General features: G+C 42.0%; 20 protein-coding genes. 16 read left to right on the top strand and 4 right to left on the bottom strand.

The window, feature by feature from the left end:
• Nucleotides 1-133: 133 nt before the first annotated feature.
• The 3 genes from cysN to cysC form a co-directional block, all read right to left on the bottom strand.
• The gene (gene cysN / locus AHMF7605_RS00415) at nucleotides 134-1,402 is read right to left on the bottom strand and encodes a sulfate adenylyltransferase subunit CysN (RefSeq protein ID WP_199200169.1); all 1,269 of its coding nucleotides are present in this window, start codon (nucleotides 1,400-1,402) and stop codon (nucleotides 134-136) included.
• 203 nt (nucleotides 1,403-1,605) lie between these two features.
• The gene (cysD, locus tag AHMF7605_RS00420; protein ID WP_106925372.1) at nucleotides 1,606-2,511 is read right to left on the bottom strand and encodes a sulfate adenylyltransferase subunit CysD; all 906 of its coding nucleotides are present in this window, start codon (nucleotides 2,509-2,511) and stop codon (nucleotides 1,606-1,608) included.
• Nucleotides 2,512-2,705: 194 nt separating this feature from the next.
• A complete protein-coding gene (cysC, locus tag AHMF7605_RS00425; RefSeq protein WP_106925374.1) occupies nucleotides 2,706-3,314 on the bottom strand; it encodes an adenylyl-sulfate kinase in 609 nt (202 codons plus the stop codon).
• A 244-nt stretch (nucleotides 3,315-3,558) separates the two neighbouring features.
• Here cysC and cysQ point away from each other — a divergent pair, with 244 nt between their 5' ends.
• The 9 genes from cysQ to AHMF7605_RS00470 all read left to right on the top strand — a co-directional run bounded on the left by cysQ (nucleotide 3,559) and on the right by AHMF7605_RS00470 (nucleotide 11,509).
• Nucleotides 3,559-4,338, top strand: coding sequence for a 3'(2'),5'-bisphosphate nucleotidase CysQ (gene cysQ / locus AHMF7605_RS00430; protein WP_106925376.1), 780 nt, complete (start codon nucleotides 3,559-3,561; stop codon nucleotides 4,336-4,338).
• 464 nt (nucleotides 4,339-4,802) lie between these two features.
• Nucleotides 4,803-5,735: a PLP-dependent cysteine synthase family protein gene (locus AHMF7605_RS00435; protein WP_106925378.1), complete on the top strand. Its 933-nt coding sequence runs from the start codon at nucleotides 4,803-4,805 to the stop codon at nucleotides 5,733-5,735.
• 78 nt (nucleotides 5,736-5,813) lie between these two features.
• Nucleotides 5,814-6,251, top strand: a complete 438-nt coding sequence (locus tag AHMF7605_RS00440; protein WP_106925380.1) for a Mov34/MPN/PAD-1 family protein — start codon at nucleotides 5,814-5,816, stop codon at nucleotides 6,249-6,251.
• A 3-nt stretch (nucleotides 6,252-6,254) separates the two neighbouring features.
• Nucleotides 6,255-6,530, top strand: coding sequence for a MoaD/ThiS family protein (locus AHMF7605_RS00445; protein ID WP_106925382.1), 276 nt, complete (start codon nucleotides 6,255-6,257; stop codon nucleotides 6,528-6,530).
• 99 nt (nucleotides 6,531-6,629) lie between these two features.
• Nucleotides 6,630-7,772, top strand: coding sequence for a molybdopterin-synthase adenylyltransferase MoeB (moeB, locus tag AHMF7605_RS00450; protein WP_106925384.1), 1,143 nt, complete (start codon nucleotides 6,630-6,632; stop codon nucleotides 7,770-7,772).
• Between the two features lie 241 nt (nucleotides 7,773-8,013).
• On the top strand, nucleotides 8,014-8,691 hold the full coding sequence (locus tag AHMF7605_RS00455) for a phosphoadenylyl-sulfate reductase (RefSeq protein ID WP_106925386.1): 678 nt from the start codon (nucleotides 8,014-8,016) through the stop codon (nucleotides 8,689-8,691).
• Between the two features lie 3 nt (nucleotides 8,692-8,694).
• Nucleotides 8,695-9,633 (top strand): NAD-dependent epimerase/dehydratase family protein, encoded by a 939-nt coding sequence (locus AHMF7605_RS00460; protein WP_106925389.1) that lies wholly within the window; start codon nucleotides 8,695-8,697, stop codon nucleotides 9,631-9,633.
• Nucleotides 9,634-10,008: 375 nt separating this feature from the next.
• A complete protein-coding gene (locus tag AHMF7605_RS00465) occupies nucleotides 10,009-10,968 on the top strand; it encodes an EamA family transporter (RefSeq protein ID WP_146153476.1) in 960 nt (319 codons plus the stop codon).
• Nucleotides 10,969-11,281: 313 nt separating this feature from the next.
• On the top strand, nucleotides 11,282-11,509 hold the full coding sequence (locus AHMF7605_RS00470; protein WP_106925393.1) for a hypothetical protein: 228 nt from the start codon (nucleotides 11,282-11,284) through the stop codon (nucleotides 11,507-11,509).
• A 174-nt stretch (nucleotides 11,510-11,683) separates the two neighbouring features.
• Here AHMF7605_RS00470 and ade read toward each other — a convergent pair whose 3' ends face one another.
• The gene (ade, locus tag AHMF7605_RS00475; protein WP_106925395.1) at nucleotides 11,684-13,333 is read right to left on the bottom strand and encodes an adenine deaminase; all 1,650 of its coding nucleotides are present in this window, start codon (nucleotides 13,331-13,333) and stop codon (nucleotides 11,684-11,686) included.
• Between the two features lie 83 nt (nucleotides 13,334-13,416).
• Between ade and AHMF7605_RS29585 the strand changes: the two genes are divergently transcribed.
• The 7 genes from AHMF7605_RS29585 (at nucleotide 13,417) to AHMF7605_RS00505 (ending at nucleotide 18,481) form a co-directional block, all read left to right on the top strand.
• Nucleotides 13,417-13,575: a hypothetical protein gene (locus AHMF7605_RS29585; protein ID WP_158267421.1), complete on the top strand. Its 159-nt coding sequence runs from the start codon at nucleotides 13,417-13,419 to the stop codon at nucleotides 13,573-13,575.
• Nucleotides 13,576-13,593: 18 nt separating this feature from the next.
• On the top strand, nucleotides 13,594-14,298 hold the full coding sequence (gene cmk / locus AHMF7605_RS00480; RefSeq protein ID WP_106925397.1) for a (d)CMP kinase: 705 nt from the start codon (nucleotides 13,594-13,596) through the stop codon (nucleotides 14,296-14,298).
• 186 nt (nucleotides 14,299-14,484) lie between these two features.
• The gene (locus tag AHMF7605_RS00485) at nucleotides 14,485-15,366 is read left to right on the top strand and encodes a 4-hydroxy-3-methylbut-2-enyl diphosphate reductase (protein ID WP_106925399.1); all 882 of its coding nucleotides are present in this window, start codon (nucleotides 14,485-14,487) and stop codon (nucleotides 15,364-15,366) included.
• A 75-nt stretch (nucleotides 15,367-15,441) separates the two neighbouring features.
• The gene (locus AHMF7605_RS00490) at nucleotides 15,442-15,984 is read left to right on the top strand and encodes a DUF502 domain-containing protein (RefSeq protein ID WP_106925401.1); all 543 of its coding nucleotides are present in this window, start codon (nucleotides 15,442-15,444) and stop codon (nucleotides 15,982-15,984) included.
• A gap of 93 nt (nucleotides 15,985-16,077) precedes the next feature.
• Nucleotides 16,078-16,878 carry an alpha/beta fold hydrolase gene (locus AHMF7605_RS00495; protein WP_106925403.1) on the top strand — a complete coding sequence of 267 codons (801 nt, stop codon included), beginning with the start codon at nucleotides 16,078-16,080 and terminating at the stop codon, nucleotides 16,876-16,878.
• 643 nt (nucleotides 16,879-17,521) lie between these two features.
• A complete protein-coding gene (locus tag AHMF7605_RS00500) occupies nucleotides 17,522-17,953 on the top strand; it encodes a hypothetical protein (RefSeq protein WP_106925405.1) in 432 nt (143 codons plus the stop codon).
• Nucleotides 17,954-18,022: 69 nt separating this feature from the next.
• Nucleotides 18,023-18,481 carry a DUF4279 domain-containing protein gene (locus AHMF7605_RS00505; protein ID WP_106925407.1) on the top strand — a complete coding sequence of 153 codons (459 nt, stop codon included), beginning with the start codon at nucleotides 18,023-18,025 and terminating at the stop codon, nucleotides 18,479-18,481.
• Nucleotides 18,482-18,858: the final 377 nt, after the last annotated feature.

Below are 18,858 nucleotides of genomic sequence, written 5' to 3' on the forward strand. Positions count from 1 at the left end.
GCTCCTAAAATAAATTGTCCAAATACGACTTTTATAGTGAAATCTAGTATTATTTATTAAATTTTCTTTACGCAAAAAGCGCCTGCTCTTAGAAAGTGCAGGCGCTTTTTGTATGCATTCTGTTAATATCAGCTTATAAGATTATAGCAGCCGCTACGGTTTCGTTGGTAAACTCATCTACTAAAATCAGACTACCCGTACCGCTATTTTTGCGGTAATCGTCATAAAAAAGCGGGAGAGTGGTGCGTAAGGTAATGCGGCCAATATCGTTTAAGCCAATATTCAGGTCTTCTTCAATCTTGTGCAAAGTATTAATATTCATTTTGTACCGGATATCTTTTACTAAACACTTGGCTTCTTTGGTCGTGTGGCGCACAATGTATTTTTTGCCTTTTGCCAGCGGCTTTTCGCTCATCCAGCACACCATTATTTCTAAATCCTGGCTTACTTCCGGCTGATTGTTAGGTTTAACCAGCATATCGCCCCGGCTAATATCAATTTCGTCCGTCAGCGTTATTACCACCGACATAGGGGCAAAAGCTTCTGCTACGGGGCCGTCAAACGTTTCAATGGTTTTTACCGTACTGGTGAATCCGGAAGGCAGCACCAATACCTCGTCACCGGGTTTAAATACGCCCCCTTCCACGCGGCCGGCATAGCCCCGGAAATCGTGGTACTCGGTGCTTTGGGGTCGCAGCACGTATTGCACCGGAAAACGGGCATCTACGTGATTTAAATCGCTGCCTAAGTGTACGTTTTCGAGCATGTACAGCAAGGTAGAGCCTTCGTACCATGGCATTTTCGTAGATTTATTCACGATATTATCCCCTTGTAAGGCACTTACCGGCACGTAACGCACATCGGCAATATCTAACCTGGAAATAAAATCTTGAAAATCCGTTTTAATTTTTTCGTAAACTTCCTGACTGTAATCCACCAAATCCATTTTATTCACGCACAAAATAATATGGTCAATCTTCAGCAATGAAGTGATAAATGTATGGCGACAGGTTTGCTCAATAACCCCTTTGCGGGCATCCACTAAAACCACTGCCAGGTTAGCGGTAGATGCACCGGTAACCATGTTGCGGGTGTATTGAATATGCCCCGGAGTATCGGCCATAATAAACTTGCGTTTAGGCGTGGCAAAATACCGGTAAGCCACATCAATGGTAATGCCTTGCTCGCGTTCGGCCCGCAAGCCATCCGTGAGCAGTGCCAGGTTAACGTACTCTTCGCCGCGCATTTGGCTGGTGCGCTCAATGTTTTGGAGCTGATCTTCAAAAATTGTTTTGGTATCGTAAAGCAATCGACCAATGAGGGTACTTTTACCATCATCCACGCTGCCGCAAGTAATAAACCGCAGCAAGTCGGCATCGCGTTTTTGTTCTTTTATTTCCATTTTAATGAGTTGCAAGTTGCAGGTTACAAGTTGCAAGTTTAAAGGTTAGAAAGTTGGAAGGTTATTTTAAGTTTCAGGTTGCAAGTTACAGGCTTAAATGTTATTTGGTTAGAAGTTTATAACCATCCATCATTTCACAAATTAACCATTCCGCAACTCAACAATTAAATCCGTGGACTGCGGACTATGGTCCATCGACTAATCTAAAAATACCCTTGCTTTTTGCGGTCTTCCATAGCGGCTTCAGACCGCTGGTCGTCGGCGCGGGCAGCACGTTCTGTAACGCGGGCAGCAGCTACTTCAGCAATAATATCTTCAATGGTGTTGGCCGGCGAGAAAACGGCTCCGGTACAAGTCATATCACCCACCGTCCGGAAGCGAACGGTTTGTTCTTGGTACTGTTCATCTTTCAGCAAGGAAATGTATTCGGATTTCGCCAGTAAAACGCCTTTCCGGTTCACAATTTCGCGCTGGTGCGAAAAGTAAATACTCGGAATTTCGAGATTTTCGGAAGCAATATATTGCCAAATATCCAATTCGGTCCAGTTACTCAACGGAAATACCCGGAAATGTTCGCCCACATTTTTGCGGCCATTGTACAAGTGCCACAACTCCGGGCGTTGATTTTTGGGGTCCCATTGGCCAAACTCATCCCGGTGCGAAAAGAAACGTTCTTTGGCGCGGGCTTTTTCTTCGTCGCGCCGCGCGCCGCCAAAAGCCGCATCAAATTTAAATTCTTCAATGGCGCTTAGTAAAGTTACGGTTTGCAAACCGTTGCGGCTTGGGTTCGGGCCTTTTTCTTCCTGGGCTAAACCTTGGTCAATAGAATCTTGAACGGTGCGCACAATTAGGCGAGCCCCAATTTTATCTACCAGGTAATCGCGGAATTCAATGGTTTCCGGAAAGTTATGGCCGGTATCTACGTGCAGCATCGGGAAAGGTAGTTTGCTGGGCCAAAAAGCTTTGCGCGCCAGGTGCGCCATTACAATAGAATCTTTGCCGCCCGAAAACAATAGCACCGGATTTTCAAATTGAGCTACCGCTTCGCGAATCACAAAAATGGATTCGGCTTCGAGCTGTTTGAGATAACTAAGTTTATACGAATACATTTTTTAGTCCATAGTCCATGGCCGATAGACCACAGTGATAATTGTTTAATTGTTATGTTGCTGAATTGTTTTTAGTCCACGGATTTAATTGTTGAGCTGCTGAATGATTGAATTGTGGAATGATGCAGGGCTATAACCTTTCAATCTTTTAACTTTTCAACTTTCTAACTTTTCAACTTTCTAACTTTTCAACTTCAATTCAAGCCGCCAAAGGTAAGGCGAGGTAAAATAGCATCCAATAGCTTTTGCAGGCTTTCTTCGTAGGTTTGCTGGTCGGTTCTAATTTCCAGAGCTGGATTAGTAGGCGCTTCGAAAGGGGCATCCAAACCGGTAAAGTTTTTAATTTCCCCGTTTAAAGCTTTTTTATACAAACCTTTTACATCCCGTTGCGCGCATACTTCAAAGGGAGCATTAATGTACACTTCATAATAATCCGGTTCGCCGATAATACTTTTTGCCAGATTCCGGATTTCGGCGGTGGGACTAATGAGCGAACAAATGGTTATTAAGCCGGCGTTTAAAAACAATTTAGCCGTTTCAGCAGACCGACGAATATTTTCCAATCGATCGGCCTCGGAAAAACCAAGATTGTTATTAATGCCACTGCGTAAATTATCGCCATCGAGCAATTGGGTAAGATGGCCGCGCTGGTGCAGGGCAAATTCCAGACCTTTCGCTAAAGTACTTTTACCCGATCCAGATAATCCTACCATCCAGATAACAAGTGCCCGCTGCCGGAGCAATTCTTCTTTACTGGTACGGGTAAGCGTTTGGTCGAAAATCGGGTGAATGTTTTCTGCCATGTTTCGTTTTGAAAAATTCGCGGCTAAATTAAGTCGTATTTAAATAAAATAACAGTTATTCCTTTTTAAGTTGGAAAATAAGGAAATTAGTTGCTGCCAGGTAAAAGAATCAGCAAACAAAATAGAAGGTATGTAGGCAGGAGGAATGGAGTGGATGCAATAGCTGTAGACTTTTATGTTTATCTAATTTTCTATATTGCCTCCGGAAATAATAATTTTTGTCTAAGTCCTTTACTAAAAATTTATGTTACCTATCCCGTTACCTACTTTATTACCCGGACTTCTGCAATTAGCCAAAGAAGCTGGTCGGGCTATTATGCAGGTTTATAATCAGCCAGCCAGTTTTACGCAGGTAACTTTAAAAAGCGATCAATCACCCTTAACGCAAGCCGACCAAGCCGCCCATGATATAATTGCTGCGGGTTTGGCGGCCCTAACTCCTGGCGTGCCCGTATTATCGGAAGAGGGTAAATTAGTGCCCTACGAAGAACGCAGAACCTGGGAATTTTACTGGTGCGTTGATCCGCTGGATGGTACCAAAGAATTTATTGGCCGGAATGGAGAATTTACGGTCAACATTGCCTTAATAGTCAACAATGTACCAATCGCTGGTATTATTTACGCTCCGGTAACCGACGAACTTTATTACACCGATGGGCAAAATGGAGCCTACAAACAAGCAGGTACTAAAGCAGAAGAAAAGCTTCAGGTAAGCGGTAAAACAGAAAAATTGGTGGTGGTAAAAAGCCGGTCGCACAGCACTCCGGAAGAAATTACTTTTTTAGAGCAATTTCCGGTAGCCACCGAAATCCGGATTGGCTCCTCCTTAAAATTCTGTTTAATTGCCGAAGGAAAAGCGCAGCTTTACTTCCGGCATGGCCCAACCATGGAGTGGGACACGGCCGCCGGACAAGCCATTCTGGCACAAGCGGGCGGTCAGTTAACCAGTCCTACAGGTGAGCCGTTCCAATATAATAAGCCATCGCTGGTAAATGGCAGTTTTTTGTGTACGAGTTGGCAGTAAAAGTTTCGTTTACTACTTTCAGGATAACGCGGCATTAAATTTGTTCGAAAATATTTTGTGCTATGATATAGTTTTTTACCTTTGCCACAATTAATTAAAAAATGAAAATAAAAAACAACCTTTTTACTGGTATTTATGCCGCTGCTTGTTGCTGTTGCGCTAGGTTAGTGCCTGCGGAAAGGTTTGCTGTTTAAGGATTAATTAAAATAGCAATAATATTTAAAGCCTTTCCGAAACCAGGAAAGGTTTTTTTTGTTTATAGGTAAAAGAATTAAAAAATGAACAAACAACTAATTTTCAATTTTGCGGCGTGTTGCTGTTGCTGTGCTTGCCCCTGGGAAGGCCTTGATGCGCCTGCGTGTTGATTTTAGGATACGTATATTATCAAGCCTTTCCCGCAACCGGAAAGGCTTTTTTTATTTCTTTTTACTAAAAATTTATTTCAGACTTAAAATTATATAAATATGCTTCTCACCGCCGAAACGCTTGATTTGCAAGAGCAACTAACTAATTTAAGTTCATTTATCGGCAATACGCCCTTGTTCCCGATTACCCGCGCCTTTGCCAAACCGGGAGTAAAAATTTACGCCAAACTGGAATGGCAGCAATTAGGCGGCAGCGTAAAGGCTCGGCCGGCTTTCCGGATTATCCAGGATGCGGTCAAAAGCGGTCGTTTACAACCGGGTCAATCTTTATTAGATGCTTCGAGCGGTAATACGGCCATAGCTTACGCCGCCATTGGAGCCGCTATTCAAATTCCGGTAACTATCTGCTTACCCGAAAATGCCTCCGACGAACGTAAAACTTTGCTTAAAGCTTTCGGGGCGAATATTGTTTATACATCGCGTTTCGGCTCCACGGACGAAGCTCAGGAAATAGCCAAACAATTGTTCTCGGATTATCCGGATCGTTATTTCTATGCCGACCAATACGGTAACCAAAGCAACTGGCAAGCCCATTACCATACCACCGCGAACGAAATTTTCCGGCAAACCAAAGGAGAAATTACGCACTTTGTGGCGGGTTTAGGAACTACCGGCACTTTTACCGGCACTAGCCGCAAGTTAAAAGAACTTAACCCGGAGATTGAATTAATTTCGTTGCAGCCTGATGCGGCCATGCACGGCCTGGAAGGTTGGAAACATTTGGAAACAGCTCGCGTGCCTAAAATTTACGATAGTACTCTGGCTAATCAAAATTTAGCCATCGACACGTACGAAGCATTTGATTTAATTCAAAAAGTGGCGCAAACCGAAGGTTTGTTAATTAGCCCATCGGCAGCCGCTAATTTAGCGGGGGCCATTAAAGTAGCCGAAAGTATTGACGAAGGAGTAATTGTTACGGTTTTCCCGGACAATGCCGAAAAGTACAGCGAAGTGTTGAAATCGCTTTTTTAAGATTTAAGACAATAGTAGCCACGTGCTGAACATAAGACTAAATACTTTTAAGGTAAATTAAGCTTAGCTAATAAATTAATGAGATTACAACTAACCGAAGCCGCGCAACGCATTATTCAAGAGCATGCTACCGAAATTTTTCCGGATGAATGCTGCGGTTTTCTGTACGGCGAGGAAAAGGAAGTGCGACTAATTCAGGAAGCGGTTCCGGTGATTAATAGCAAAGATGGTGATAAGCGTCGCCGGTTCGAGATATCGCCGGAAGACTACATGCGGGCCGAGAGGTACGCACTGGAAAATAATACCAGCTTATTAGGTGTGTATCATTCGCATCCTAATCATCCGGCCCGGCCATCTGAGCATGATTTAAAGCAAGCCGTTCCTTTTTTCTCTTACATTATTGTATCGGTTATGGAAGGTAAAATAGCCGATATTACTTCCTGGCAGTTAAACGAAGCCGACCAGTTTGAAGAAGAAAATATTTTACAACCTGAAAATTATACTAGCAATACCTAAAAAATGGCAAAAATAATTATTCCTACTCCGCTCCGGAAATTTACCGGCAACCAGGCTACCATTGAAACCAACGGTTCTACCGTGCTGGAAAGTCTGCAAAGCTTAGCGGAAACCCATCCGGACATAAAGAAACATTTATTCGATGATAGCGGACAGGTTCGTAAGTTTGTGCGGTTATACTTGGGTGATGAAGACATTAAAGCTCTTCAGAACGAACAAACTACGGTGCAGGCTAACTCGGTTATCAGCATAATTCCGGCTATTGCGGGTGGAGTTTAGAACCTAGTTTATGGTCAATAGTCCACGATAACTAAAAATATTTTAAATAGAATGCCAGATAGTAATGGCATAAAAAGATAAAAGTTAATACCTGCTAAAATGGTAACTTTCAGTAAACAAGAATTAGAGCGGTACAGCCGCCATTTAATTATACCCGAATTTAATATAGAAGGGCAACGTCGCCTCAAAGCTGCCAAAGTATTGGTGGTAGGAACCGGTGGGTTAGGCAGCCCCTTATTGTTGTATTTAACCGCCGCCGGTGTGGGCACCATTGGCATCCTAGATTTTGATATTGTCGACGATAGTAATCTGCAGCGCCAGGTATTATTTAGTGTGGCCGATGTAGGCAAACCTAAAGTAGAAGCGGCGAAAGCTCGTTTAGAAGCCTTAAATCCGCACGTAAATTTTGTGGTGCACAACGAACGCCTCACTTCCGAAAATGCCCTTGAGATTATCAAAGATTATGATTTAGTAGCTGATGGTACCGATAATTTCCCGACCCGTTATTTAGTGAACGATGCCTGCGTTATTTTAAATAAACCAAATGTTTATGGCTCCATTTTCCGTTTTGAAGGCCAGGTATCGGTGTTTAACTACACCGATGCCGAAGGTAAAACCGGTCCTAACTACCGCGATTTATTTCCTACCCCGCCGCCTCCCGGTTTAGTACCAAGCTGCGCCGAAGGTGGCGTATTAGGGGTGCTGCCTGGTATTATTGGTTCATTGCAAGCCAACGAAGTAATCAAAGTATTAACGGGAGTAGGGGATCCTTTGTCCGGCCGGTTATTTTTATTTGATGCGGCTACTTTCGAAACCCGGGTACTTAAGGTACACAAAGACCCCAGTAACGCACCCATAACCGAGCTGATTGATTATGAGTTTTTCTGCGGCATCGGCGCTGAAGACGAAGAGGATAAAGAAAAAGTAAAAGAGATTACGGTGAGCGATTTACAAGCCTGGCAAGACAACCATACCGATTTCCAGTTGATAGATGTACGCGAACCTTACGAATACGAAATTGCTAATTTACACGGCGAATTAATTCCACTGGGCGAAGTAGAAACCGCTATTGATAAAATTGCCTCCGATAAAAATGTGGTGGTGCATTGCCGCTCGGGTGCCCGTAGTGCCAAAGCTATAGCCGCACTCGAGAAGAAATACGGTTTTAAAAATTTGTACAACTTAAAAGGTGGCATTTTAGCCTGGGCGAACGAAATCGACCCAACCATGGCAAAGTACTAGTTAGTCGACAGTTCATAGACCATAGTCCACGTTTAATAGACCATAGAAGATACTAATTAATTGGACGATGAACAATGGATGGTTAAATAGGAACTATCGACTAACTAAATGAAAGTATTAAAAGATAAAACTACGGTCTATGGACTATGGACTGAAAATTAAAACTGTGGTCTTTGGACTATCGTCCGTGGACTATAAACTAAAACCGTGGTCTATAAACCATGGACTATGGACTAAAACAATGACTCAATTTGAACAATTAACCGAGGATATCCGGCAGGACTTAGAAGCCTATAAAGCCCGTGGATTAAAAATATTTGCTTCTTCGTCGCTGCAAACGAATAGTATGCCGCTGCTGCATATTATTAGCCAAGTCGCCCCCGAAACCCCCGTTTACTTTTTAAATACAGGTTACCATTTTCCGGAAACCTTAGCTTTCCGGCAACAAGTTAAAGATTTACTAGGCCTAAATATTACCGATTTATATTCGGCGGTTCCTAAATACCAGCAACGGGATGCTTCCGGTCGTTTGTTATTTACTTCTGACCCGGATTATTGCTGCTACTTAAATAAAATACAACCTTTAGAGCCCATTTTAGCGAGCCACGACGTGTGGATTAGTGGCGTACGGGGCGACCAAAGTAAAGTGCGGGCCCAAATGAAACGCGAAGAAAAAGCGCCCAATGGGGTACTGCGTTACCACCCCATGCTCGGCTGGACGAGCAAGATGGTGTACGATTACATTCGCCTGCATAAACTACCGAAACATCCGCTCGAAGGCGAAGGCTACGTGAGCATTGGTTGCGAACCTTGCACCCGCAAAATAGACGTAGATGCCTTGCTTGACGACCGCAATGGCCGCTGGTTTGGCATGAATAAAACCGAATGCGGTTTACATACGCAATTAATCTCCAAATAAAACATGAAAATACTCCTTACTGGCGGCGCCGGTTATATCGGCACCGAACTCACGCATGAGCTTCTGAAAAACCCGGAAGTAGAAGAATTAATTATTTACGATAATCTGAGCCGTCGTAATTTTAATTTATTTATTGGGCGTAACCATTTGCCTGATAACCGGGTGAAGTTTATAATGGGCGACATTCTGGATTCTTATAAGCTACGCAAGGTAATTAACGAGGTAGAGGTAGTATATCATTTAGCCGCCAAAGTACTGACCACTTTTTCGAACGACGATCCGCATTTGTTTGAACAGGTAAACCATTGGGGTACCGCCGAATTGAGCTATGCGCTGGAGCAAAGCCAAGTGAAAAAAGTTTTTTACCTTAGTTCGGCTTCGGTTTACGGCGACTCTAACGTGCCCATGGACGAAAACACCGAACCGCAACCGCGCACCTATTACGGTTTATCGAAGCATAACGGCGAAAAAATGATTGCCCGGTTAACGGATCGCATGCAAACGTATATAATCCGGTGCGGTAATGTGTATGGCTATAGCCGCAGTTTGCGGTTTGATTCGGTCATTAATAAGTTTATGTTCGATGCCCATTTTACCAACCGGATTACCTTGCAAGGCAGCGGTAAACAACAACGAGCCTTTGTCCATATTCACAAGGTTAGCCAGGATTTAGCCAATATTTTGACGCACGATTTTCCGTCCGGAACCTATAACCTGGTAGATAAAAATCTAAGCATTAATGAGTTGGCAAATACCATGAAAGAAATTTACCCGGATTTAGAAATGCTGTTTATTTTACAGGATCGTAAATCGCGAACCTTATTTTTGAATCCGGATAGCCGTTTAGAAGCAATTTCAACCTACCGGCCCCGCACCATTACGGAAGAGCTAATTGAATTCAGCCATCATTTCGCGTTTGTACCAAGCGGATACTATAAATAATTAACTAAAGTAATAATGCAAAATGCTGCCTGGTTTAGGCAGCATTTTGCATTATTACTATCCAAGAATAATTTCCGAAGTAATAGTGCTTGATAGTAATATCTTACTCAAGTTAGCTAAAGGGAAGAGTAAAAAATTTAATTTCTGAACAAAGCTTCCTCAAAAAAGGCAAAACTTTCCCCCTTCCTGATTCCTTTAAGCCGGAATATCCTTAATTTCGGGTGTTCTTTTCTAATAGTATTTGCCTGGTTTACATTTTATTGCTTAAAAACTACCTACTTCGGGGATTGTTACGGCAATTTAAAATACTTCTCTTTGCAGATAGTCTTGAGTAATTCGGTTTACTCGATTTTGATTTTTTACCATTTTAAATTTATGGCGGTTACTGTTCCTCCTTCGCGATTAAAAATATACCTGGCTTTTGCGGCCATTTACCTTATCTGGGGATCTACTTTTCTGGGTATTCGGTTTACCATTGAAACCATGCCTCCTTTATTAATGTCGGGTGCTCGCTTTTTACTGGCCGGGCTTATTTTATACACGTTTGCCCGTTTACAGAGCGTTCCTAATCCAAGTTTAAAGCAATCAAAAACCAGCGCCATTATTGGAATTTTTCTGGTCGTTTTCGGAAATGGGGGAGTTGCCTGGGCCGAACAGGCGGTACCATCGAGTATGGCAGCATTACTTATTGCCACGGTACCGTTATGGATTACTTTGCTGGGCTATTTGTTTTTCGGGAAACCAAAACCAGGAATAAAAACCGTGCTTGGGTTAATTTTAGGCTTGGTAGGGGTACTTACCTTAATTGGTCCGGATAATTTAATGGGTCAGGGGAAGATAGATGTTTTTAGTATGTTGGTAATCATTATCAGTACGGTATCGTGGGCTTTTGGCTCTTTGTACGCCGCCCGCGGTAAAAATGTAGCTGCTCCCCTTATGTCTACGGCCATTCAAATGATTACCGGTGGCTTGCTGCAATTAGTAATTGGCGCTTTTTTAGGAGAGTATAATGCCTTAAACTTTGCGGCTTTTTCCGGTAAATCTATTCTGGCTTTTTGTTATTTAGTTGTATTTGGCTCTTTAATCGGGTTTTCGTCGTATAGTTGGCTTATTCGGGTGGCGCCCCCCAGCCGCGTGGCAACCTACGCGTATGTAAACCCATTAGTAGCAGTATTATTGGGCTGGTTGTTCGCAAACGAAGCCGTTACGTTCCAAATGTTACTGGCCGCTTTATTTATTTTACCCGCAGTTATTTTAATATTACAAGCCAACGCCAAAAAAGAACAAACTACGTTAACTGCCCCACCCCAAGTAGCAGTTGCAGGCAAAGATTGATTGAATAGTTAACGTGTAAGCTTAAACAAGAGTGTACAAGGAATGGAGGCTCGTAATCTTAGAACCTTTGGCAAGGGCTGTTTCATTTTGTAAAGAATCCATAAAAGGGAGTTTTGTATATCTTATTTTATGAACCGAAGAATCTTGTTGTTTATAAAATAATGGTGCGTAATACGCATATTTTGGTAAGTACTTATAGAAAATCCGTATCTACCGCATTGTTTTTCCGTGTTTTACAAGCGTCTTAAATCCTTAATATGCGTAATTTTCAGTCAAACTGAATCTTTTCAGTTTGACTGAAAAGTATAGTAACATGCCAGGATTATTAGATCATATATTCGATAATGTTGATATCGAAAAATTAAATAGAAAAGAAATAATGAGTTACACGGCCTATATTTCAGAAATATCCCAGCAGAACTTGCCGTTAGATAAAAAGCTCAAATTTTTAACTATACAAATTCGTTTGCAACGAAGATTATTGAATTTAGATGCTGACCAATTTAAATTAGATAAGGAGTTACTTTATACCTTAAAATAAGAAAAACGCAGCCTACTATCTTCTTAGTTAAATTGTAATCCATAAGGGACAAGTACAAATATGTAGAGAAGTAGAATTATTGTAATGTTCTTAAAAAGAAATTTTACGAAGCGCTCCGGCTTAAGGAATAGTATTTACCCCGAGCGTTATACCGCTCAGAAATAAACTTTAATGTTAAGAGGGCAAGGTAACCGAAGCAAAGGTGAACTTCTCGCCATCGAACAGCCCTTTATCGCTTAGTTTTAATGCCGGAATAACCAGTAAACCCATAAACGACAAGGTCATGAAAGGAGATTGTAGAGTGCTGCCCAATTCTTTACTCATGGCATCTAGCTCCGAATAGGCTAACGCTACTTCATAACCATTTTCCGCCGACATAATTCCGGCTACCGGCAGCGGCAATAATTTTAAATCCCCGCCATTTACGGCCGCAATTCCGCCCTGAACCTCAATTAGTAAATTTACGGCTTTGCAAATACTGGCATCGTCGGTACCAACGGCAATAATATTATGGGAGTCGTGGGCGACCGAAGAGGCAATTGCCCCGGATTTTAAATGGAAATTTTTAATGAAGCCAATGGCGGGTTTTTCGTTCCGGTAGCGATTTACTACGGCAATCTTTAAAATATCGCTTTCTACATCGGCTACGGCATTGTTTTCGGAGGTTAGCAGAGCCGGAGCCGTTACCCGACCAGTAATTAATTGGCCATCGTAGGTTTCTATTACATTTAATTGTACCGGGCCATCTACCGGAAAATGAAAATCGGCGGCTGATTTTAACGGAGTATTAAAGTTATTTACGATTTCGCTGGGCGTATATTCTAGTTTGGTTACGCCGTGTTCCGCTACTAATTCCCCATTGATAAACGTTTCTAAAACCGTAAAATCAGCACCAAGCGAATCCGTAATAATGAAATCGGCCGGGTCGTGCTCGCGTAACAATCCCACTTCCAAACCGTAGTGCAGAACCGGATTTACACAAGCAACTTGTAATACGGTAAATACATCTATATTTTTAGCGAAAGCTCGTTTTACCAGGTTATTAATGTGGCCTTCCACTAAATCATTCGGGTGTTTATCGTCGGAGCAAAACATTATATGATTGGGGTACTCGGGTAATAAATCAATGAGAGCTTCAAAGTTTTTAGCCGCACTACCTTCTCTTATGAGGATTTTCATTCCGGCCGCTAACTTATCCCGGGCTTCATCGGCGGTAAAACATTCGTGGTCGGTGTTAATGCCGACCGCGACGTATTGTTGAGCCTGCTCACCCCGTAAGCCGGGAGCGTGCCCATCCACCTGTTTTCCGAACTTTTGAGCCAGAGTAATTTTCTGCATTACCAATGGGTCTTGCTGCAAGACCCCGGGCCAGTTCATCATTTCGGCCAGGTATTTTACTTCGGGGTTCTGAAATAATTCTTCAATGTCTTCTGGTGTAATTTCGGCCCCCGCAGTTTCGAACGGCGTTGCCGGCACGCAGGAAGGGGCGCCGAAATAAAATTTAAACGGCACTTTTCGCCCATTCTCGATCATGTATTCCACCCCTTTTATTCCCAACACGTTGGCAATTTCGTGCGGGTCCGAAACGGTAGCTACTGTTCCATGCGGTACTGCTAATCGGGCAAATTCACTGGGAACCAGCATGGAGCTCTCGATGTGCACGTGGGCATCAATAAAACCAGGTAAAATATACTGTTGACTGGCTACGGGTTCGCGAAAAATGTGCGTGATTTTACCGTTCGTAACCGCAATAGTTCCACTAAAAATCTGTTTATGTAATACGTCTACGATCTGGCCGCTGACTTTAAATTCCCGGTAAGACATGGTTTAGCTGGTTCCGATTAATTTACGTATACTACGAATCGTAAGTACAATTTGCACTATATTCGCACGAAATTTTTGTCGTTTTGAAAAAGATAATTTTAAGCTTGGCGGTAGTAGGTTTACTGCTGGCGGGCTCCGGAACGGCTTGTACCCGGCAAACCCCGCAGCAGAAAAAAACTAAAGTCTTTAAACGGAGCCATCGGGTAGGTAAATCCATGCCTTGCCCCAAGAAAGATTGTTAGCCCACCAACCCGGTTTTTATGAGAAAAATTGTTATTGCCATTGACGGTCACTCTTCTTGCGGAAAAAGTACTACGGCCAAACTGGTGGCTAAAGAAATGGGATACGCGTATATTGATACCGGCGCCATGTACCGGGCGGTTACCTTATATTTTCTTCAAAATTACGTTGATTTTACCAATCCAAAGAAAATTCAGCAAGCTCTCGAACATATCCATATTACCTTTGAGCGCAATCCGAAAACGTTACGCAATGAAGTTTTTCTAAATGGCCTGAACGTGGAAGATGAAATTCGGAAAATGTACATTTCAGACAAAGTAAGTGAAGTAAGCGTAATCCCTGAGGTTCGCCACGCCTTGGTGCACCAGCAACAGAAAATGGGTAAACGCCGCGGAGTAGTAATGGATGGCCGCGATATTGGTACCGCCGTATTTCCGGATGCCGAAGTGAAAGTTTTTATGACCGCCGACGTAATTACCCGGGCGAAACGCCGTCAGCGGGAACTGCTCGAAAAAAACGAAATGGTTCCTTTAAATACGATTATAGAAAACCTGCAAAAGCGCGACTTAATCGATTCTACCCGCAAGGAAAGCCCGTTAATTCAGGCGCCCGATGCGGCCTTGCTGGATACCTCTTACCTTACCATTGACGAACAAGTAGATTTTGTGCTGCGCAAAGTAGCCGAAAAGTTTTGCAGTGCAGAATTCGTACAGCCTAAAAATTAGAAATATTATAAATTATTACGGTGGTATATTAGAGTATTTAGTAGGAATATTAGCTAAAAAGATGAACCAGAAATTAAAAGCTGTTGTAGTTTTCAATATACATTATGGAATCAAAATGGATTAATTGTTGTATGCTGAAAAACCTAAATTAAGTATTTAAGAATATTCTTACTCAACCAAAAAGATATGAACATCGCCATAGATAAAAATTCCGGATACTGTTTTGGAGTGGAATTCGCCATTCAAATGGCGGAGGATGAAATGGAAAATTCCGCTGAATTATACTGTCTGGGCGATATTGTTCATAATAGCATGGAAGTAAAGCGGTTGTACGAGAAAGGTTTGCGCATTATTGACCGGGACCAATTGAAAGAACTACGCGATAGTAAAGTTCTGATCCGGGCCCACGGCGAACCGCCGGAAACATATAAAATTGCCATGCAAAATAATCTGGAACTGATTGATGCGTCTTGCCCGGTAGTGCTAAAATTACAAAACCGGGTAAAACATGCCTTTGATTCCAGTAAAGCTATGGGTGGGCAAATTGTTATTTACGGACAGCAAGGCCACGCCGAAGTAATAGGCATTGCGGGGCAAACCCAGAATGAAGCAATAATTGTAACTTCTGAAGCGGATTTAGCTAAAATTGATTTTACCAAACCGGTTACCTTATTTAGCCAGACTACCAAAAGCACCAAGGGCTTCTATCATATTAAAGCCGCCATTGAGCAGCAAATAGCGCAAGCCGGTGGCAGCCTCGCCAACTTTGATCCTAACGACAGCATTTGCCGGCAGGTTTCTAACCGGGAGCCGCAATTAACTAAATTCTCCGCCGAGCACGACGTAATTGTTTTTGTGAGCGGTAAAAAAAGTTCGAATGGCAAGGCTTTGTTCGCCGTTTGCCAGGCTACTAATCCGAAAAGTTACTTCGTGGAGAATGCCGATGAACTAGATCCCGCCTGGATAGATGGGGCGAATTCGGTGGGCATTTGTGGCGCTACCTCAACCCCCATGTGGCTGATGCAGCAAGTAGCTGATAAAATCCAAAGCTTGGTGCCGGTTATATAAACGGGTACAATTTTTCTTCTTATCTAAATTGGGCCTTTTAACTTCTGCATCCGGCCCAAACAAAGTACTCGTCTAATGAAACGTTTCTTCCGTTATTTCCTGAACGGGTTCCTGGTTATGGCGCCCATAAGTATTACCGTTTATATTATTTTGGCTATAATCCGGTGGTTAGATGAGTTTTTTGACTTAGGCATTCAGGGTTTAGGTATTCTGGTAATGATGGTGCTGCTTACTTTGGTAGGTTTTATTAGTTCCTCGTTTTTGGTGCGTCCTTTTTTAATTATCACCGAAAGAATTCTGAACCGGGTACCCATTGTTAGCATTATTTATTCTTCCATTAAAGACTTATTTAACGCCTTTGTGGGCGATAATCAGAAATTTAATAAACCGGTAATGGTTAAAATGAACGACTTACCTGAAACTTTCCGGATGGGGTTTATTACCCACGATAGCCTTACGGCAATTAACCACGAAGATAAAATGGCCGTATATTTCCCGGACTCGTATAATTTTTCCGGCGAACTTTGGATTGTTAATCGCGCAAATGTGGTTCATCTGAATCTTCCCAGTTCAGAGGTAATGAAATTCATCGTTTCCGGCGGAGTGGCGAAATTGTGATATAGACCATAGTCCATAGATCACAGTTTTTACAATTATTGGTAAGAGCACCAACGAAGGAAGCTAACTCATAACTTTTAACTCACCCCGCCCGTGTTTGTTCAGATAGGTAGGTCAAAGTTGCATTACCGGGTGTACGGCGGCGGCGAACAGGTTGTGCTGGCTTTTCACGGGTATGGTCAAGATCATTCGCATTTTTACAATATGTCGGCTGCCCTGCCGCTCGCAAAAATTATAGCTTTCGATTTATTTTTTCATGGTCAAAGCGTGTTGCACAAAACGGATACGCCTTTGCGAAAAGAGTTTTTGGCACAACTCATTCTTCCGGTTTTAGAAGAACAACAAATTACCCGTTTTTCCTTAATGGCTTTTAGTATGGGCGGCAAATTTGCTTTAGCCTTATTAGAAGCCTTTTCGGATGAAATAGATCAGGTTTTACTTATTGCTCCCGATGGCATTAGCACTAGTTTTTGGTATAACGTGGCTACTTACCCTGGTTGGTTACAAGGTTTATTTAAGCGCACCGTTATTCAACCGGCCCGTTTTTTTAAATTTATTAATTGGCTCGACAGTACCCGGTTAGTTGATCCGGGATTGACCAAATTTGCTGCTTGGCAAATGAATAGTACCCAAAAAAGATTGCGGGTTTATCGAAGCTGGATGGGCTTTCGGACCCTTACTTTTGATATCCGCAAAATTGTGCGTTTACTAAATAGCCAACAAATAAAATTTATTTTGTTTTTAGGGGAATACGATCAGGTTATTTCCGGCAAAAGATTGCAGGTATTTGCCCGCTCAATTCAAAACTGCCAACTTATTCTTTTAAAAACCGGCCACACTTTTTTGCTGCACGAGGTAGCCTCTTACCTCCGCCGCCATCCAGGAGTTTTTTGAAGGGGTGTAAAGTTCCGTACATCTAATTGTTCGATTTTTAATTATGGTAATGGAATTAATTACTTCCTACTGAAACGGATGTTAGAAGAAGGCTTCGTAAACAGGTGAGGATGCACTCACCGGTATTTTGACTGGTTTCGTATTATTAGAAAACATCAGGCAAAAACTACGGAGCTGTACTAAATAAAGCATTATAGCTTTCTGCAACTTTTCTGTTATTAGGTAAACCGGGTACTTTCTAAATCCATCCTTCCAAGGGCTATTTAGCCGTGTTATAAACGTTTATATCCGTTTATAAACGCTTATTAATACGGATAAGCCTCTTGAGAAGGGTGATCAATACCTAATTGGGGCCTCCATTTTTGCCGCGAAGGCCTTTTCGCCCGCTGAGAAAAAGCAATATCATAGGCAGCTATAAAGGCAAATAAGAGAATGTAGCCCAGTCCGGAGCTGCTCTGGAAACAAAAATGAGTGACTGGCAAGATAATTGGTGAATTTTCTATATATTACTTCTAGCATGAACCGAGTAGCTAACACCGCTAAAAAAGCTATTACAAGCCTCATTTAAGCAAGTATACCTACTCCATACATAGTGCCGATAACCGGAACGACTCCGTATATCTGCTAGTTGTGGTACATTAAAATGACAGAAGAACAAAAATATTTACCTTCCGAAATCATAAATAAGTCAACTTTAAACAGTCACGAATATGGCTGGAAAAGAAAAGATTTTAAAGAAGTTGTAGACTACGCTGTAAAAGCTGGACTTGGAGTAGTAGGTGGACAAGTTCAGTTTATGTTTCCTGATGGAACGTGTGAACTGTACTGGCACAAGTATGATACGAAAGAAAAACTAGCAGGTGAAAGTTGGTTAAGTTACTGTGAAAGAACTAAACAGGAATGTCTTGAGCAGTTTGAAGCTCTACCTAATAACCTAAGGTTAATAGAAGAAGGAATAGAAAAATTTAGGTTCTTAAGAGAGAAATCTGAACAAGGAGTAGAACTTGAAAACTACTTGATATTCATTCTTTACTTTGATAACTCTGAAACAGAGATAGCTAAAAAGGAAAAATAACGATACCACAACAACACCTTTACGGTAGCTACGCCACCGCAAAGCCCAGAACGTTGGGGCACATTAAAAATGATAGAAATTGATACACATAAAGTTTCATTAAAGTTTTTTGACTTTGACTGTCCACCAGATGAGTTGACAAAAGAACTTGGCCTCGAACCGACTAGGACAGCCTTGAAAGGTCAGGAATATTACATTGGACCAGAAAACAAGAGAGTTAAAAAGACTTGGAAATGGAATTTCTGGGAACATCAAATTACTATAGTAGAAAAAGACGTTTGGATTGGCGACCTAATAGATAACTATATAGACAAGGTTTTTCAACCAAGGCAAGAGAATATAAAAAAAATAACATCTAAATGTCGGTCTGAATTTTCAATAGTACAGTACCTCTATGATGGTTGTAATCCAGGACTGCACTTTAAAAATAACAGGTTAAAAATCATTGCGGACATAGGAGCAGAAATTGATATTGATATTTATATGCTCGGAAGTGAACAGATTGAAAATAAAGAAAAGGAAGAATAACGAGCCCCAACACAATGTATACCAAACCCTGCTTCGCAGCGGGCTTGGCATACACGCGGCCGTTAAGGCGTAATAGGAAAAATTTGGGCTGGGAAGGAGTGGCTAAACAACTGAAATATAGCCATAAAAGCAAAAAATTAGGAGTTTCAACCCGTCTTTGACAGCTAGGTCAAAGAAGAAAAAACAGGAAAAAAGACCGGATTAAAACCGTTTTTAAGGAAGGTATTTTACCTGTTTTTGGTACTTGTTAAAATAACAATACCTGGTTGAAACGAATAAAAAATGGCTTTTATTGCCTGCTAAAAAAAAGTTTAGCCCCGTTTTTACCTCTTTTGGCCAGCCCTTTATGGGTGTTTTATAAAAATAAAGGAGCGGGT

Origin of the sequence: Adhaeribacter arboris (assembly GCF_003023845.1) — a bacterium.
In the GTDB taxonomy this organism is placed as follows: domain Bacteria; phylum Bacteroidota; class Bacteroidia; order Cytophagales; family Hymenobacteraceae; genus Adhaeribacter; species Adhaeribacter arboris.

Excerpts from the sequence above, each read along its gene's own strand:
- AHMF7605_RS00460 (WP_106925389.1), top strand. The coding sequence starts at position 8,695 with ATGAAAATACTCCTTACTGGCGGCGCCGGTTATATCGGCACCGAACTC.
- AHMF7605_RS00485 (WP_106925399.1), top strand. The coding sequence starts at position 14,485 with ATGAACATCGCCATAGATAAAAATTCCGGATACTGTTTTGGAGTGGAA.
- cysN (WP_199200169.1), bottom strand. The coding sequence starts at position 1,402 with ATGGAAATAAAAGAACAAAAACGCGATGCCGACTTGCTGCGGTTTATT.
- AHMF7605_RS00440 (WP_106925380.1), top strand. The coding sequence starts at position 5,814 with ATGAGATTACAACTAACCGAAGCCGCGCAACGCATTATTCAAGAGCAT.
- AHMF7605_RS00490 (WP_106925401.1), top strand. The coding sequence starts at position 15,442 with ATGAAACGTTTCTTCCGTTATTTCCTGAACGGGTTCCTGGTTATGGCG.
- cysQ (WP_106925376.1), top strand. The coding sequence starts at position 3,559 with ATGTTACCTATCCCGTTACCTACTTTATTACCCGGACTTCTGCAATTA.
- AHMF7605_RS00505 (WP_106925407.1), top strand. The coding sequence starts at position 18,023 with ATGATAGAAATTGATACACATAAAGTTTCATTAAAGTTTTTTGACTTT.
- AHMF7605_RS00445 (WP_106925382.1), top strand. The coding sequence starts at position 6,255 with ATGGCAAAAATAATTATTCCTACTCCGCTCCGGAAATTTACCGGCAAC.
- cmk (WP_106925397.1), top strand. The coding sequence starts at position 13,594 with ATGAGAAAAATTGTTATTGCCATTGACGGTCACTCTTCTTGCGGAAAA.
- AHMF7605_RS00465 (WP_146153476.1), top strand. The coding sequence starts at position 10,009 with ATGGCGGTTACTGTTCCTCCTTCGCGATTAAAAATATACCTGGCTTTT.
- AHMF7605_RS00500 (WP_106925405.1), top strand. The coding sequence starts at position 17,522 with ATGACAGAAGAACAAAAATATTTACCTTCCGAAATCATAAATAAGTCA.
- cysD (WP_106925372.1), bottom strand. The coding sequence starts at position 2,511 with ATGTATTCGTATAAACTTAGTTATCTCAAACAGCTCGAAGCCGAATCC.
- AHMF7605_RS00455 (WP_106925386.1), top strand. The coding sequence starts at position 8,014 with ATGACTCAATTTGAACAATTAACCGAGGATATCCGGCAGGACTTAGAA.
- AHMF7605_RS00435 (WP_106925378.1), top strand. The coding sequence starts at position 4,803 with ATGCTTCTCACCGCCGAAACGCTTGATTTGCAAGAGCAACTAACTAAT.
- cysC (WP_106925374.1), bottom strand. The coding sequence starts at position 3,314 with ATGGCAGAAAACATTCACCCGATTTTCGACCAAACGCTTACCCGTACC.
- ade (WP_106925395.1), bottom strand. The coding sequence starts at position 13,333 with ATGTCTTACCGGGAATTTAAAGTCAGCGGCCAGATCGTAGACGTATTA.
- moeB (WP_106925384.1), top strand. The coding sequence starts at position 6,630 with ATGGTAACTTTCAGTAAACAAGAATTAGAGCGGTACAGCCGCCATTTA.
- AHMF7605_RS00470 (WP_106925393.1), top strand. The coding sequence starts at position 11,282 with ATGCCAGGATTATTAGATCATATATTCGATAATGTTGATATCGAAAAA.